The 13,907-nt window shown below is 40.2% G+C and carries 17 protein-coding genes; 9 read left to right on the top strand and 8 right to left on the bottom strand.

Annotation, left to right across the window (positions count from 1 at the left end; all coding sequences use genetic code 11):
• Nucleotides 1–168: 168 nt before the first annotated feature.
• Nucleotides 169–1,065, bottom strand: coding sequence for an MBL fold metallo-hydrolase (locus ACFFRD_RS23180; RefSeq protein ID WP_392477697.1), 897 nt, complete (start codon nucleotides 1,063–1,065; stop codon nucleotides 169–171).
• Between the two features lie 287 nt (nucleotides 1,066–1,352).
• Nucleotides 1,353–2,150 carry a 5'/3'-nucleotidase SurE gene (surE, locus tag ACFFRD_RS23175; RefSeq protein ID WP_392483150.1) on the bottom strand — a complete coding sequence of 266 codons (798 nt, stop codon included), beginning with the start codon at nucleotides 2,148–2,150 and terminating at the stop codon, nucleotides 1,353–1,355.
• Between the two features lie 351 nt (nucleotides 2,151–2,501).
• Between surE and pheS the strand changes: the two genes are divergently transcribed.
• From pheS to ACFFRD_RS23135, 8 genes are all read left to right on the top strand, one after another.
• Complete coding sequence (gene pheS / locus ACFFRD_RS23170) at nucleotides 2,502–3,494, top strand: phenylalanine--tRNA ligase subunit alpha (RefSeq protein ID WP_012407694.1); 993 nt, start codon at nucleotides 2,502–2,504, stop codon at nucleotides 3,492–3,494.
• A 168-nt stretch (nucleotides 3,495–3,662) separates the two neighbouring features.
• The gene (locus tag ACFFRD_RS23165) at nucleotides 3,663–4,280 is read left to right on the top strand and encodes a Uma2 family endonuclease (protein WP_392477694.1); all 618 of its coding nucleotides are present in this window, start codon (nucleotides 3,663–3,665) and stop codon (nucleotides 4,278–4,280) included.
• A 43-nt stretch (nucleotides 4,281–4,323) separates the two neighbouring features.
• Complete coding sequence (locus ACFFRD_RS23160) at nucleotides 4,324–4,656, top strand: DUF6883 domain-containing protein (RefSeq protein WP_190963540.1); 333 nt, start codon at nucleotides 4,324–4,326, stop codon at nucleotides 4,654–4,656.
• Complete coding sequence (locus ACFFRD_RS23155; protein WP_392477692.1) at nucleotides 4,653–4,994, top strand: DUF4926 domain-containing protein; 342 nt, start codon at nucleotides 4,653–4,655, stop codon at nucleotides 4,992–4,994. Before ACFFRD_RS23160 ends, ACFFRD_RS23155 begins: the two co-directional genes overlap by 4 nt.
• Nucleotides 4,995–5,179: 185 nt before the next feature.
• Nucleotides 5,180–5,539 (top strand): hypothetical protein, encoded by a 360-nt coding sequence (locus ACFFRD_RS23150; protein ID WP_392477690.1) that lies wholly within the window; start codon nucleotides 5,180–5,182, stop codon nucleotides 5,537–5,539.
• Between the two features lie 406 nt (nucleotides 5,540–5,945).
• The gene (locus ACFFRD_RS23145; protein ID WP_392477689.1) at nucleotides 5,946–6,197 is read left to right on the top strand and encodes a hypothetical protein; all 252 of its coding nucleotides are present in this window, start codon (nucleotides 5,946–5,948) and stop codon (nucleotides 6,195–6,197) included.
• A gap of 127 nt (nucleotides 6,198–6,324) precedes the next feature.
• Nucleotides 6,325–6,618, top strand: a complete 294-nt coding sequence (locus ACFFRD_RS23140) for a DUF433 domain-containing protein (protein WP_392477687.1) — start codon at nucleotides 6,325–6,327, stop codon at nucleotides 6,616–6,618.
• Nucleotides 6,615–6,959: a DUF5615 family PIN-like protein gene (locus ACFFRD_RS23135; RefSeq protein WP_392477685.1), complete on the top strand. Its 345-nt coding sequence runs from the start codon at nucleotides 6,615–6,617 to the stop codon at nucleotides 6,957–6,959. The genes ACFFRD_RS23140 and ACFFRD_RS23135 overlap by 4 nt, the downstream gene beginning before the upstream one ends.
• Before the next feature lie 62 nt (nucleotides 6,960–7,021).
• On the opposite strand, the gene ACFFRD_RS23130 is transcribed toward ACFFRD_RS23135, so the two are convergent.
• The 3 genes from ACFFRD_RS23130 to ACFFRD_RS23120 form a co-directional block, all read right to left on the bottom strand.
• Nucleotides 7,022–8,908 (bottom strand): S9 family peptidase, encoded by a 1,887-nt coding sequence (locus ACFFRD_RS23130; protein WP_392477683.1) that lies wholly within the window; start codon nucleotides 8,906–8,908, stop codon nucleotides 7,022–7,024.
• A gap of 346 nt (nucleotides 8,909–9,254) precedes the next feature.
• The gene (locus ACFFRD_RS23125) at nucleotides 9,255–10,700 is read right to left on the bottom strand and encodes a RecQ family ATP-dependent DNA helicase (protein ID WP_392477681.1); all 1,446 of its coding nucleotides are present in this window, start codon (nucleotides 10,698–10,700) and stop codon (nucleotides 9,255–9,257) included.
• A 154-nt stretch (nucleotides 10,701–10,854) separates the two neighbouring features.
• Entirely contained in the window at nucleotides 10,855–12,099 is a 1,245-nt protein-coding gene (locus ACFFRD_RS23120) for an ISL3 family transposase (protein ID WP_392483149.1), read from the bottom strand.
• Between the two features lie 233 nt (nucleotides 12,100–12,332).
• Between ACFFRD_RS23120 and ACFFRD_RS23115 the strand changes: the two genes are divergently transcribed.
• Entirely contained in the window at nucleotides 12,333–12,602 is a 270-nt protein-coding gene (locus ACFFRD_RS23115) for a hypothetical protein (protein WP_392477679.1), read from the top strand.
• Nucleotides 12,603–12,723: 121 nt separating this feature from the next.
• Here the strand turns inward: ACFFRD_RS23115 and ACFFRD_RS23110 are convergent, their stop codons facing one another.
• The 3 genes from ACFFRD_RS23110 to ACFFRD_RS23100 all read right to left on the bottom strand — a co-directional run bounded on the left by ACFFRD_RS23110 (nucleotide 12,724) and on the right by ACFFRD_RS23100 (nucleotide 13,907).
• Nucleotides 12,724–13,035, bottom strand: a complete 312-nt coding sequence (locus ACFFRD_RS23110; RefSeq protein ID WP_392477677.1) for a HigA family addiction module antitoxin — start codon at nucleotides 13,033–13,035, stop codon at nucleotides 12,724–12,726.
• Between the two features lie 129 nt (nucleotides 13,036–13,164).
• Entirely contained in the window at nucleotides 13,165–13,500 is a 336-nt protein-coding gene (locus ACFFRD_RS23105; protein ID WP_206262573.1) for a XisI protein, read from the bottom strand.
• Nucleotides 13,488–13,907, bottom strand: coding sequence for a XisH family protein (locus tag ACFFRD_RS23100; protein WP_392477676.1), 420 nt, complete (start codon nucleotides 13,905–13,907; stop codon nucleotides 13,488–13,490). The genes ACFFRD_RS23105 and ACFFRD_RS23100 overlap by 13 nt, the downstream gene beginning before the upstream one ends.

The following is a 13,907-nucleotide window of genomic DNA, read 5'->3' as shown; positions in this document are numbered from 1 at the left end:
TAGTTGAATCTCGACTTCTCCTAACGGAGACGCTACGCGAACGCTCGATTTCCGCGCAGTCGAAACTCTGTACAAGTGACCAATGACCAATGACTAATGACCAATGACTGCTGAAAGCTTCTGATCACCAATCTAATCTAAAATCTCCAATTCCTGCGATCGCAATCTTTAGGTAGAAAACTTACTAACAGGAAAAGATTCTGATAAGGCTACTGAGGTAGGAATCTGAAGTACCATTCCTTCACGTGCCATAATAGCACCGGGAAATTTCTCAGAGGCTTGTTGCCCTACACAATCCAAAAAGTCGTCATTGTGGGCGGGGTCGTGATGGTAAATTACCAAAGTTTTGACATTAGCAGCTTGTGCCACTTTCACCGCTTCTTGCCAGGTAGAATGTCCCCAGCCAATTTTTGGGGTTTTTGGGGAGTGGTATTCTTCATCTGTGTAGGTGGAATCGTAAACCAGAATATCAGCATTACGAGCTAGCCACAGCACATTGTCATCGAGTCGGTCAGGAAAATGTTCGGTATCAGTAATATAAGCAGCAGCACCACCACGCCAGTTGACACGGTATCCTACGGCTTCTCCTGGATGGTTTAAAGGTGCTGTTTCTACGGTAACTTCATCGATGTGGATTGGTTGCCCCGGTCGAATGTCGTAGAACTTTAAATTGGCTTGCATAATCTGCAAGGGTACGGGAAAGTTCGGGTGTAACATTTGATCGTTGAGGCGCTGCTCTATGGTCGAGCCATCAGGTGCGATCGCGCCGTAGATATGAAAGTCATTTCCCTTGACAAATCCTGGGGTAAAGAAGGGAAAACCCTGCATGTGATCCCAGTGAGAGTGAGTAAAAAATATGTGACCTTCTAACGGCATTTGGCGCAACCAAGATTGCCCTAAAACATGTAGCCCTGTGCCAGCATCGAAAACTAAGCGTTTATCGCCCGCTTGCATTGATATGCAAGGGGTATTACCGCCGTAGCGAACGGTGTGTGGCCCTGGACTGGGGATGCTGCCGCGAACGCCCCAAAATTGTACGGTAAATTGATTCTCTATCCTAGACATGGGTGTTGCTTGCTGGACTGAGCGGGCGATAACTGGAAAAATTACTACTTAAATTGTCTAAGTCTATGCTGTCTCACCGATTGTATTAGAGGGAAGATTTCTTGGTAAAACAGCATACCCTGTTTCTGGCTGATTGTGTAAATGTGGATGAAATACTGTCAGGGAGAATTTTCTAGCTTTTGGGGTGAATGTGTATCGGTTATTTCAAGAGTGCCCCTACGTTATAGCCTACATTTTTCTCTGATGCATTTAAATAACTCCAGTTTTATCCTGATATATCAAATGATTCAGGGAAAATTGAATTCCCAATCAGACAATTTATCTAGTCCAGTTGCGTAAGTTAGATTGTATTGTAACGGAGTTATACTGATGTAGTTTTTACTTACAACCTGCACATCTGTTGGTACATTTTGAGGCAGATTTAATCCAGTTGGAGGTTCCACATCCTCAACTACTTCTCCGGTTAACCAATAGTACGTTTTTCCACGAGGATCGACTCGTTTATTAAACACATCAATGTAATGCCGTAGGCCTTGACGGGTAAGTGTCACTCCAGCAATTTCTTCCCACTTCACAGCAGGAATATTAACGTTGAGCAACATTAAATCTGGTAGAGGTTTTTGGGCTAACTGGTCTACGAGAATTTTGGCAAACTTAGCAGCAGGTTGAAAGTCTTTAGATGTGTGACTAATAAGACTTAGGGCCACGCTGGGAATACCTTCAATTAGACCTTCCATTGCCGCCGAAACAGTTCCAGAATACAAGATTTCAGTCCCCAAATTCGCACCTTGATTAATGCCAGAGAGAACCAAATCGGGAGGTGTATCTAGCAAAGCCCACAGCGCTAATTTGACGCAATCTGAAGGCGTACCATCGCAAGCCCAAGCTTTGATAGCAGGATGAAAAATCCCTTCAACAATTTCGGCGCGAATGGGTTGGTGTAAAGTTAATCCATGTCCAGTTGCCGATCGCTCTCGATCTGGGCAAACTACACTAACATCATGACCTGCTTCTGCCAAGTAGTTGGCTAGGGTACGAATCCCCAAAGCAGAAACGCCGTCGTCGTTGCTAATTAGTAATTTCATGGTCATTAGTCATTGGTCATTGGTCATTAGTTATTAGTTATTTGTTATTAGCCATTTGTCAATGTCTGAGGTCACAAGCAGCAAAAAAATATTTATACTCACTAGACAGTGTGGCGGAATTTTGCCTACCTTTAAGACTAGTTGCTCAATCCTCAAGTCTGGTTAAGTTAAGATGTTAGCTGGATTTACGTGTCTGCTAGACTAGCCCAATCGTCTATAACTGATAAACAGAGATTTGGTTTCAACCCTCACCTTTAGCTGATGTTAATGGTATGACTGTAAGTTTATTTATCGACCGATTCACAGCTTTTGACTATAGACTAATGACTAATGACCAATGACTAATAACTAATGACTAGCAATTTAGAAGCTCAACTTTTAGCACTGCGGCAAGAAGGAGAAAAAGCGATCGCAGCCGCCGACACCCTAGAACGTCTGGAGGAACTCAGAGTTAACTATCTGGGTAAAAAAGGGGAACTGGGGGCGCTGTTGCGAAGTATGGGGCAAATGAGTGCAGAGGAACGGCCAAAAATTGGAGCGATCGCCAATACAGTCAAAGAATCCCTGCAAACTAGTCTAGACCAGCAACGTGTCGCCCTGGAAGCCGCACAAATTCAGGTACAGCTAGAGGCGGAAACTCTGGATGTAACTATGCCGGGAATTTACAGCCCCCAAGGTCGCATTCATCCCCTCAACGGCATTATCGACAGGGCGCTGGATATCTTTGTTGGTATGGGCTATACCGTGGCTCAAGGGCCAGAAATGGAAACAGATTACTATAATTTCGAGGCTCTTAACACCCCGCCAGATCACCCTGCCCGTGATATGCAGGATACCTTCTACCTGCCAGATGGTAATCTTTTGCGGACTCATACCTCGTCAGTGCAAATTCGTTACATGGAAAGAGAAGAACCACCAATTAGGGTTGTGGCTCCAGGACGAGTTTATCGGCGAGATAATGTAGACGCGACGCACTCAGCAGTTTTCCATCAAATAGAACTTTTAGCCATTGATGAGGGGCTAACTTTTACAGACCTTAAAGGCACAATTAAAGTATTTTTACAAGCAATATTTGGCGATTTACCTATTCGCTTCCGCGCCAGTTATTTCCCGTTTACCGAACCCTCTGCTGAGGTAGATTTGCAGTGGAATGGTCGCTGGCTAGAGGTTATGGGCTGTGGTATGGTCGATCCAAATGTACTTAAGTCTGTGGGTTATGACCCAGAAGTTTATACAGGGTTTGCTGCGGGTTTTGGTGTAGAACGCTTTGCAATGGTGTTACATCAAATCGATGATATTCGTCGCTTGTATGCTAGTGATTTGCGGTTTTTGCAGCAATTTTAGGGAAGTGATCGCTGTAAATAACAAGGCATTTACTAAATATCTTGCAAAAGTCAATTAGATGAAAATATAACCACAGATAAATACCCATGAATTATCTGTGGTTTTAAATAAGAAATCAGGATTGATGTATTTGGTAAACTATCAATATGTAACTTCTATTGAAGTGATATGACTGCAATCATTGGCAAACATTTAAGGCTTGAGGAATATTTGAATTATGATGATGGCACGGATAACCAGTATGAACTGGTGGCAGGTGAGTTAATTTTCATGCCACCTGAAAGCCCAAAAAATGTCCAGATATCTCTTTTTTTACTGGTAAATTTCCTCAAGTTCGTCCCAGTTAATCGATTAAGTAACAAAGTTGAAATTGTTGTTGCTGGTTTTCGTGCTACAACTCGCATTCCTGACTTAGTTGTGCTGACGGATGAACTTGCAACAGCTTTAGAAGGTGCAACGCGATCTACAATCACCTTGGATATGCCACCTCCGGCTTTAGTTGTCGAAGTTGTTTCTCCTGGCAAAGCTAACGAAGATCGGGACTATCGCTACAAACGTTCCGAGTATGCAGCCAGAGGAATTGCTGAATATTGGATTGTCGATCCACAAATGAACAGAGTCACCGTACTTATATTAGTTGACGGATTTTATGAAGAAACCAGATTTGCAGGAAATACTGCGATCGCTTCTACTATTTTCCCAGAATTACAGCTAACTGTAGAACAAGTACTCAACGCGGGAGAAAGCAATATCTCAAATATGCAGACGACCAGCGTCCCAGAGTAAAATATAGTCAATAATTCTTACCCAAAATTCATGCCATGAGTCAATGGCCTTTTTACCGCAGGATGCAATAATCGCAGAAGAAAAGCTAACCAAGTATGTGCTTGTGCCGTTGCCAAAAGACGATAAATCTAAATTTCTCGCTAGGGCTGGGTACACATTAGATAACTGGCAACAACTGGAATGGGATCTACGCACTCAAGTTTTAACGCAACCTGCCGAGGCGATCGAAACAACTCGTTATGGGCAGAAGTATGTCATTCGTGCCTGTCTGCGAGGGATTAATGGCGTTGAACTCAATGTTTTAACCATTTGGATGGTTGCAAACGATACAACCAAATTTGTCACCTTAGTGCCAGATCGAGGAGCCAACTTATGAAGGTACAGTACCCCCTATTTTCTCAAGTTGCCTTAGCGCAAGACTTACCAGAATACAACCTAAAGCGAGGGAATGTTGCAACAATTGTAGAATATTACCCCATGCCTGACGGGGAAGAAGACGGGTATAGTCTGGAAGGGTTTGATCTGCCCCATGTGACGATCGAAGTAGCAGCATCTCAAATTATCCCTATTGCCCAGTGGCAGCAAGAAGAAATGATTTTAGCCAAGTTACGCCAGTTATCTGAAGCGAGGCTGTTGCAATTACAAGACTATCTCGATTTTCTCTTGCAAAAAGAAGAGTCTGAGCATCAGAGTAGGTTACAATCTCCCACCTAAGTATTTGGCGAAAAAGTTTTTTGCGATCGCTTCTACCATTTTAATAGTTAGAAATTTTAGGACTTAGTAATGGTTTTTACTGATGGCTGCTTTAAAATTTACTGATATGTTTAACTTTAGATAGATGATGTTTGAAGTTATCGTTTTTTCACATTAAATATATCAAATAATAAAATAATAAAATTATGTGTAATGCGTGGAATCATGCACCAGGATGCAATTGTGGTTGGGGAGGTGGGTCTTATGGGGGTAGTGGCACAGTAAGTGTAAGTGCAGGCTTAGGTAATAGCCTAGCTAACGAAATCAAAGATGCTGAGACTTACCCAACAACATGTTGGTGGTGTGGAGAAATGGTTTTTTATCATACCAATGGTTTTGGTGATTCAGTTTTGTTTGATAGCTTAGGGTCTCCGTGGCGAGTACATTCTTGTTGGAAAAATTATTGGGATAAAGAGAGAATTCAGAGACAAGGTGAAAAGCACAGTAATAGTGTAGACAACTCGGTAATTCTGCGAACTTTAGATGGAAAACAAAAAAACGTCTAATTTTAGCAGGTGCTATTCAATCTATAAGTAAAACACAAAATTTTGTTACAGAAGAACAAGTAGCAAGTCGTCTAGGAATTTCACTGGAAAAGCTCAGGGAGGGATATTCTCACCTTTACTTTTATTCAGGGAGCTTGGGAGCTTCAAGGTTTATAAGAATTAAACTAGACTAATTTGAAATATAAACGCTCTTGTACAGGCGATTATAAGGGGGGTATTTTACGACTAAAATTCGTCTGCTAGGTTTTACTACGACGCAGTAAATAGCTACTATTTTTGTCTTTTTCAGCGTGTAAATAGTTGTCTATTATGACTCGTATGAAATTGTTGTATCTTTGCGTATGATTACTGTTACTTTGCATTGAAATTAAATGTATATTTAAAAACAAATGACTTTATAGTAAATATGACTAACGAACAGATAAACTTAGTTTTTAAGATTGTTGCTAAAATGGCTGAGAATGATGATACAAAGCCAATAGTCTATTTAGATATTCTTCAAGAAACAGATATCACGCATGAGAAACTTGAACAAATTTTAGTTTATTTAGGAAAAGAAGAATTCATCAAAATACGAGGTCGAGTTTTCACAGAAACAGATGTTGTATATATTACACATAAAGGTATAAATAAATCACTTTCTTTCAACAAAGGGTAAAAAAATTAACCACGACCGTGCAACAGTGATGAGCAGCAGTATATATTGCACTAGCAAACCACCCTCCTGCTGACCATAACTATTGGTAAACTAAAGGCAACGCCAGTTCTGCTGAGTGATTTATTCTATGTTCGCTGAAACCTCCTCACGCTACGTTACCCGTAACCCTGAAATATTGAGTGGAGAGCCAATTATTATAGGTACTCGGACATCTGTTCGTGCCATTGTCGGTTTGTGGCGATTGGGGATTATGCCAGAAGAAATCCTGAACCATTTGCCACATTTGACGCTCGCACAAGTGTTTGATGCCTTGAGTTTTTATCTCGATCATCAAACCGAAATTAATGAATACATTGAGCAAAACCGAGTACCCGATGAATTAATACACCCATCTGTAAAAGCTATATTGGGGACATCGTGACGGTTTTTGCTGCGCTTTACAGCGATGAGGATATGTCAGCGTTGGTTGCTAGACTGTTGCGATCGCGCGGTCTGGATATCACAACTGTTTCGGAACAAGCAACCCTCGGCAAAACTGACCGTGAACAACTTGAATTTGCAACTTCTGTAGGCAGATGTATTCTGACACATAACCGTGTCGATTTTGAGCGGTTACATCTCCAGTATATAGAGGAGAATAAAGAACATTTTGGGATTATCATTGTGCCTCAGAAAAACGCTTATGAAGTCGCGCAACGGATTGGCATTCTGGTAAGTACACTAACGGCTGATGAAATTAGGAATCAGTTGTTGTATGGATAAATCCTTCCAAATTAAAAATATCAAGGTGGTCAGTAAATAACACTAACCACCATTTTGAAACTTTATTTCACTATTCCTGAATGACCTGGGATATCTGCCAAAGGTTCAAATCTGCCGCCTAAGTATTTGGCAAGAAACTCTTCTGCGATCGCAAAAAAGTGCAACCGATTTTCTGGTCTAGCAAAACCATGTCCTTCATCTGTATAAAGTGCATATTGCACAGGTAAACCAGCCTGTTGCATTGCATTGACAATTTGATCGCTTTCTGATTGTTTCACCCGTGGATCGTTTGCACCTTGACCGATAAGTAAAGGTTTTTGAATCCGGTCTGCAAAGAATAAAGGCGATCGCGATTTCAGAAATTCCTCTTCTGTCTCCAAGTTACCGACACGATGAGAAAGCATTGCCTTCAATGGTTCCCAATAAGGCGGTATAGTTTCTATCAGAGTAATCAGGCTACTCGGCCCGACAATATCCACACCAGCCGCAAATACTTCTGGTGTAAAAGTTAATCCTACTAGAGTGGCGTAACCTCCATAAGAACCGCCCATAATCGCAATCTTTTGCGGATCGGAAATGCCTTGTTCCACCAGCCAGTTAACACTGTCAATCAAGTCATCGTGCATTTTACCAGCCCATTCCCGATTCCCAGCATTCAAAAATGCTTTACCGTAGCCAGTGGAACCGCGAAAGTTCACTTGCAGAACGGCATAACCCCGGTTAGCTAGCCATTGCGCTGTGGGAGAGAAACCCCAAACATCCCGCGCCCAAGGGCCGCCATGAACCAGCAGTACTGTTGGGAGATTCTGCGTAGGTATTCCCACAGGGGTTGTCAAGTAACTGTGGATAGTTAAGCCATCCCGCGCTTCGTAAGAAATTGGTTGCATTGAAGCTAACTGCAACGCTTCGAGTTTGGGTTGGTTGCTAAAAAGGAAATTGCTAGTTTTGGACTCTCGGTTGTAGGCATAGTAATAAACTGGCCCATTGTCAGTTCTATAAGCTACTAGCCAGGTTTTATCTTCCAAGTCGCGGCTAATTATGGAGAATTCTCCGGGACGCACCTTAGCGATTTCTTCAAAATCTGCGGCGATACTGCGATCGATTACCTGCCATTCCTGTTTATCTTTGTAGAAAGAAACTGCTTGAATAACTCGCGTCAATGGGTGAATAATTATCCCCACGACATCATACTGTTCATCTTCAGCAATAACGGTTTCTTGACGGCTATCTAGGTCAACAGCTAGCAGACGTTTGGCGTTAGCATCGTGATTCCCTTGAACATAAAGGGTTTTACCATCATCTGAGAAGCTAACAGAATTCCCTTCTTCTTCTGGCCCCCAGTGGCGGAGGATTTCCCACTGTTTATCTGGTTTCTGCAATAAGAGGTCATAACCACCATCGCGTGTACTAGCTGTCGCTGCACGTATTTGAAACTCAGCATCAGATGTCCAACTGATAATGTTACCGGGGTTATCGGTGTCGAACTCAACCGCACCATTTTTAAGGTTAATCCGGTAAACGTCAAACTTTTGGGGATTGTTTAAGTTCAAAGCTACCAGCACTTGATCTGGAAATTTTGGTTCCAGTTCCACAAGTTCGGCTTTTACACCCTGGAATGGCGTTAAGTCACGCACAATCTTGGAGTGAATATTAACCAAGTGGAGATGAAAGTTCTCGTCGCCATCCGAGTCTTGCATATAAATTAACTGGTCGGCGTTATAAGTCCAGAAGAAAATGCGGATACCGCGCTTTTTATCGACAGTTAGTATCTGGTCGTCTTCTTGTCCTATAGTTCGCAACCATACCTGCAAGACATTTTTCTCATCAGGGGCGATATATGCCAAGTACTTGCCATCAGGGGAAAGTTGTGGGCTAGTTTTTTCGGGATTCCCAAACAGGATTTCGCGCGGAATCAACGGTGGTAGGGAGGGCGCTTGAGCAGATGACATATTTTTATCCTCTACTTGACTACCCTATTGTCACTTGGTGGTGAAAATGACAATTCATCCAATAGGATGAACCTAGTACCGCAAGGCGGAAGTCAAAAGTCAAAGTCTTTTATACTCGGCGATGAGTCTTTTATACTCGTGAACGAGTCTTTGATACTCGGCGATGAGTCTTTTATACTTGTGAACGAGCCTTTGATACTCGGCGATGAGTCTTTGATACTCGGTGACGAGTCTTTTATACTCAGCGATGAGTCTTTGATACTCGTGAACGAGCCTTTTATACTCGGCGATGAGTCTTTGATACTCGGCGACGAGTCTTTGATACTCGTGAACGAGTCTTTTATACTCATTGACGGCAATTGTCGCAATGTCCGCAACGCAGGTTAGCTGCTTCTTTGTCAAAACCAAAGGCATTTAACAAAAACTGCCAACGACACTGCTTAGTTGTTAGGTATTGCTGCATCTGTTTCGCAGCGTGTAATTGCATCAGTGGCTGATTTGTCGCTTTTTGCCCAATGGTGTAATGGAAAGGATCGAGCCAGTTTAGCTGACCGTTGCTATGGAGTAAAGCTAGCGCCGTTGCACCTTCGGGAAATTGTCGAGTTACTGCACTCACTTCTCCCTGTTTTGGTAATTTTTTCACAAGTTGCTGCGCTATTTGTTGTTGCGATCGCATTTGTTCTTGAAAAAACTCCTGTCTTTGCTTATCCCCTGAATCTAACCACCCGGTAGGTTCACTCACCAACGTTAACGCTTCGGCGGGTTTCCCATCCCTTCCAGCGCGGCCAATTTCTTGCACATATTCAGATAACAGATGCGGCGCGTGAAAATGTGCCACCCAGCGAACATCACTTTTATTAATCCCCATACCAAACGCACAGGTACACACAACAAAGGGAATTTTGCCACTTAACCAGCTTGCTTCTACTTCACGGCGTTCAGTTGCACCCAATCCCGCATGATAACTAGCTGTGGCGTAACCCATCTCTGCTAACCATTGGGCTAAATCTTCGCTATCTCTCCGAGTGCGAACATAAACTAATCCCGATTGTTGCGGTCTATTTTGAATAAACTTTAATAATTGTTGTTTCCTACCTCTTGGTGTCCAAGCAATGCGAACGCTGGGATGTAAATTTGGACGGTAAGGATTCAAGCGGAAAATCTCTGGTTGCTGTAATTGTAAAACTGTTTGAATAATTTTTTGGGCTGAAGGGTCAGCAGTAGCAGTAAAAGCGGCGATACTAATTTTTGTTCCTGGTGGTTTTGATTTGAGCAATGCCGGACGCACCGCCCCTAATCTGCGATAAGCTGGGCGAAAAGTATCACCCCACTGTACTAAACAATGAGCTTCATCTAAAATCAAACCATTAATTTGCAATTGCGGGTGGCATAATCTTTCCCACACTGGGACACTGAGCAAAGTTTCGGGCGATAAATAAAGTAATCTTAGCTGTTGGCGTTCTAAAGCTTGCAGAGTTGCACGGCGTTGAGATGAAGACAATTCACTATGCAAAAGTGCTGCTTTTTGGTGGCTTTCTCGTAGTTCCTGAACTTGGTTTTCCATCAACGCCACCAAAGGCGAAACTACCAAGGTTAATCCTGTTTGTAGCAGTGCAGGAAGTTGAAAACAAATCGACTTCCCGCCACCTGTAGGCATAATAATCAGCGCATCTTTCTGTGCCAATAAACTGCTGACAATTTCTCCCTGTGGTGGACGAAAATCTTCATAACCCCAGATTTTTTTAAAAGCAGCGAGGACTTCTTGCCAAGATTTTGTTGTAGGCTGATTCATAATCAATAACTATATGCACCCATATCATTGAATGCTGAATATAGCTTCTGTTATCCAGCGAATGGTTCAGTAATTTCATCATCTGAGGTTGCAAACCACTGACCATAAGAATGAATTATAATTTTGGTTCTTCAGTACTTGTTATGCTAAACTATCAATTAAAATGCCAGCTTAATAAGCATCTTACTCGGAAGTTTTCAAAATTTCTAAACCCATAAGCCGAGCGCTTAATTAGTTTGAGTTTGTTATTGATACCTTCAACGACACCACTAGTCGTTCTATTATCAAAATAAGCGATTATCTCATCAAACCAGCGGATAATAGTATTGTTGCTATTGGGAAAATATTGTTTAGCTTTTGAGAGCCAAATACCCAGTTTAAAGACTGCTGTATACCAATTATTAGTCTTATTAAAAATAGTTCTAATTTTCTCTTTGAATTCATGCATTACTTTGAGAATAGAAGATGCCTCTTTTACTTGAATCAGCTTAGTTTTTTGCTCCTCATTCAAATCTGACTCGTTTTTCAGTAGAACGTATTTACTTTTATTAATTCCTGCTAATGTTTTTTCATGTTCTGCCTTTTTTGATGATGTTTTTGCTTTCTTTATTAACTGTTCGACATTCCGCTTTTCTTGTTTCCTCTGGGTATATAATTCCTTGTTTATCTGAACCATAACGTGAAATCTATCTGCAACGACTTGAGCTTTAGGCATTAATTCTGTAACTAAGTTTTTATATCCTTTCCATAAATCTATGCTGACTTCCTCTATTTGTTCTAAAACTTCAGTTCCCCATTCTATAAGGGTTTTCTTGATTACCTCTTGAGTGCGATCGCTTAAAATTGCCAGCAGCTTAGACGTATCTAAATCTACTAATACAGCACAGTAATTTCCCTTTCCTTTCACTAGAGCTATTTCATCAATTCCAAGTCTTTTTAAGTCTTCAGGTTTTAAATCACCGTTATCTTCAGATGCGTCTTTTAACATTCTTTCTATTTCATCTGTTGTCACTATACCAATAGAAGCCACACTACGTATGTCCGATTCTAATACTTCTTGTATTGTTTTATGTGCAAGTCGTTTTGTATAAGTTCTTTTCTTTCTAACAAAACCTAGGTCTTCACTGAAGGGTTTTCTGCATTTTTCACATTTAAATTGTCGCCTATTAATTTCTAAAAAAACAGATTTATCCTCGAATGGTAAATCTTTAACAATGTGTCGATGATTTTGATGCAATTTCTGACTTTTTATGCCACAGTCAGGACAAATACTATATGATTTAATTGATTCAGTTTGTAAAACAATTCCAATCCCCGCATGAAGACGCTGTGATATAACTTTTACATCTTTCAAATCCAGAAGCTCTGTTAGAATTTTAATTCCTCTTTTGTTGAGCATATCTGTAAATACACTTAAAAATATTATTGTTATATTTACAGCTAACAATATATATGGTTTCAATGTCAACCATATCAACGACTTTACTCATAACTTTATATACTAATTGACGATTTTTAACTCTGGATCACTAATTATTTAGCATAATAAGTCCTGAAGAACCAAATCTTTTTAATCAGAGAAATAGAAACAAGTTAGACCCTAAGTATAAAAAATGTAAATATTATTTACTTATGGCTATGAGGTATTTGACCGCAGGAGCAGATATGCCGAGCTTAGATAATCAAAGAAAAATGGAACAGTATTGTAATAAAATTATATCTGTGCTTAATAGCCAGCAAGAATATTTACAAATATTTGAGAAAGGAACTGAGATTATTGAAGAGCAGTTTCTGTATTTAAATATTAATATAGATAATCGTGACGTAATCACAACTGTAAGTTTTGTTGAACAGTTGAAAAAAAGACTAGAAAGTGAATTTTCAAAAATAAATTTTAAATAAAGTAAATTGTATAGAACATAACAAGAGCAAAAAAATAATAGCAACTTATCTCTACTAACAAAACAATAGAAAAATAAGCCTGTGAAAGCAGGGGTGTTTTCTATACTCTATACAATTTATTCTAAACCAATGTCATAACTTGCTCATATTCTTCTTTATGGCTTTGCAAAGCATCCCAAAGATCAACTTTTTGCTGAAGATTAAGCCAAAGTCTTGGGCCATTTCCTAAAGCTTTACCAAGACGTATTGCTATATCTACTGTAATTGAGCTTTGACCATTAATTATTTCTTGAATTGTTTGATTAGATACTCCTAAAATTTCTGCAAAATTTGCAGCATTAATATCTAAATCATCTAAAATATCTGCAATTACTTCGCCAGGATGTATTGGTCTTACTAATCTATCATCACTAATATCTTGCCAATTATCCATAATTAATACTTCTTATTTAATAATTTGATTAACCTTATTTAGCATTGTCTAGCCCATCAATATCATATAAACACAGAAGTTGGGGGTTAACATTCATTAAGTAGTACTTGGAGATTCTCAAAACATCTCCTAACTCACTGCATATTCTGTAAACTGTCTCATAAAAGGAGACTGAAAACCTAACACAATGTCTTCCTTGGGAACTCCCACAGCTACCAAATTAGCTGCAATATCATCTTCTGTACCATTCCACTGAAGCCAAATTTTCCCACCTTTAATATCAATATGAATAATACAACTATGTACCCAGTCTTGACCTTCCCACCCTACATGAACTATTTGATAATGGTCACGTTCTGTATCAAAAATTGTTTCAACTTCTATATTTCCGTTAGCTGGTTTTTGCTCACTATAATCATGTAATATCTGTTGTACAAGCTGGCGATATCGAGTTAATTTATCCATTGAAATATCACCTCTTGTTCTACATCATAAATAAGCATTTTCACTTTATTTTCTGCTATCATCTCTTTAGGAAAATCAAGTTGAAAAAATGTTTTGTAAGTTGTTAAAGGTACTGCTAAATACAAAACACGCTCCGGTTGCCGCCGTCGTAATGCACCTCTATAATTAATAAACTGTCCTAATGCTGTATGAAATTCTGAAATAGCAGACGACCTCTCTAAAAAACTTTTGACTTCGACTGCAATTTTTTGTCCTTCACGTTCTGCTGCAATCAGCTTTTGGGCGGCTAAATCAATCGAAAGGTTAACTCCTCCCACGCTCATTGTGAGTGGATCGTGAGTAATTTGCCAACCATCTTTCTGTAAAGCTGTTTTGACAACTTCATGAAAGACATCTTTAGCAGACAT

The organism is Nostoc sp. C110, assembly GCF_043099725.1.
In the GTDB taxonomy this organism is placed as follows: domain Bacteria; phylum Cyanobacteriota; class Cyanobacteriia; order Cyanobacteriales; family Nostocaceae; genus Nostoc; species Nostoc muscorum_A.
The sequence above is the reverse complement of the archived record's forward strand: the minus strand, read 5'-3'. Positions and strand labels throughout refer to the sequence as shown.

What these genes read in the sequence shown, in the direction of transcription:
- ACFFRD_RS23180 (WP_392477697.1), bottom strand. Translation starts at nt 1,065, where the DNA reads ATGTCTAGGATAGAGAATCAATTTACCGTACAATTTTGGGGCGTTCGC.
- ACFFRD_RS23100 (WP_392477676.1), bottom strand. Translation starts at nt 13,907, where the DNA reads ATGTCTGCTAAAGATGTCTTTCATGAAGTTGTCAAAACAGCTTTACAG.
- ACFFRD_RS23150 (WP_392477690.1), top strand. Translation starts at nt 5,180, where the DNA reads ATGTGTAATGCGTGGAATCATGCACCAGGATGCAATTGTGGTTGGGGA.
- ACFFRD_RS23160 (WP_190963540.1), top strand. Translation starts at nt 4,324, where the DNA reads ATGGCCTTTTTACCGCAGGATGCAATAATCGCAGAAGAAAAGCTAACC.
- ACFFRD_RS23125 (WP_392477681.1), bottom strand. Translation starts at nt 10,700, where the DNA reads ATGAATCAGCCTACAACAAAATCTTGGCAAGAAGTCCTCGCTGCTTTT.
- pheS (WP_012407694.1), top strand. Translation starts at nt 2,502, where the DNA reads ATGACTAGCAATTTAGAAGCTCAACTTTTAGCACTGCGGCAAGAAGGA.
- ACFFRD_RS23110 (WP_392477677.1), bottom strand. Translation starts at nt 13,035, where the DNA reads ATGGATAATTGGCAAGATATTAGTGATGATAGATTAGTAAGACCAATA.
- ACFFRD_RS23140 (WP_392477687.1), top strand. Translation starts at nt 6,325, where the DNA reads ATGTTCGCTGAAACCTCCTCACGCTACGTTACCCGTAACCCTGAAATA.
- ACFFRD_RS23115 (WP_392477679.1), top strand. Translation starts at nt 12,333, where the DNA reads ATGGCTATGAGGTATTTGACCGCAGGAGCAGATATGCCGAGCTTAGAT.
- ACFFRD_RS23155 (WP_392477692.1), top strand. Translation starts at nt 4,653, where the DNA reads ATGAAGGTACAGTACCCCCTATTTTCTCAAGTTGCCTTAGCGCAAGAC.
- ACFFRD_RS23130 (WP_392477683.1), bottom strand. Translation starts at nt 8,908, where the DNA reads ATGTCATCTGCTCAAGCGCCCTCCCTACCACCGTTGATTCCGCGCGAA.
- surE (WP_392483150.1), bottom strand. Translation starts at nt 2,150, where the DNA reads ATGAAATTACTAATTAGCAACGACGACGGCGTTTCTGCTTTGGGGATT.
- ACFFRD_RS23145 (WP_392477689.1), top strand. Translation starts at nt 5,946, where the DNA reads ATGACTAACGAACAGATAAACTTAGTTTTTAAGATTGTTGCTAAAATG.
- ACFFRD_RS23105 (WP_206262573.1), bottom strand. Translation starts at nt 13,500, where the DNA reads ATGGATAAATTAACTCGATATCGCCAGCTTGTACAACAGATATTACAT.
- ACFFRD_RS23165 (WP_392477694.1), top strand. Translation starts at nt 3,663, where the DNA reads ATGACTGCAATCATTGGCAAACATTTAAGGCTTGAGGAATATTTGAAT.
- ACFFRD_RS23120 (WP_392483149.1), bottom strand. Translation starts at nt 12,099, where the DNA reads ATGCTCAACAAAAGAGGAATTAAAATTCTAACAGAGCTTCTGGATTTG.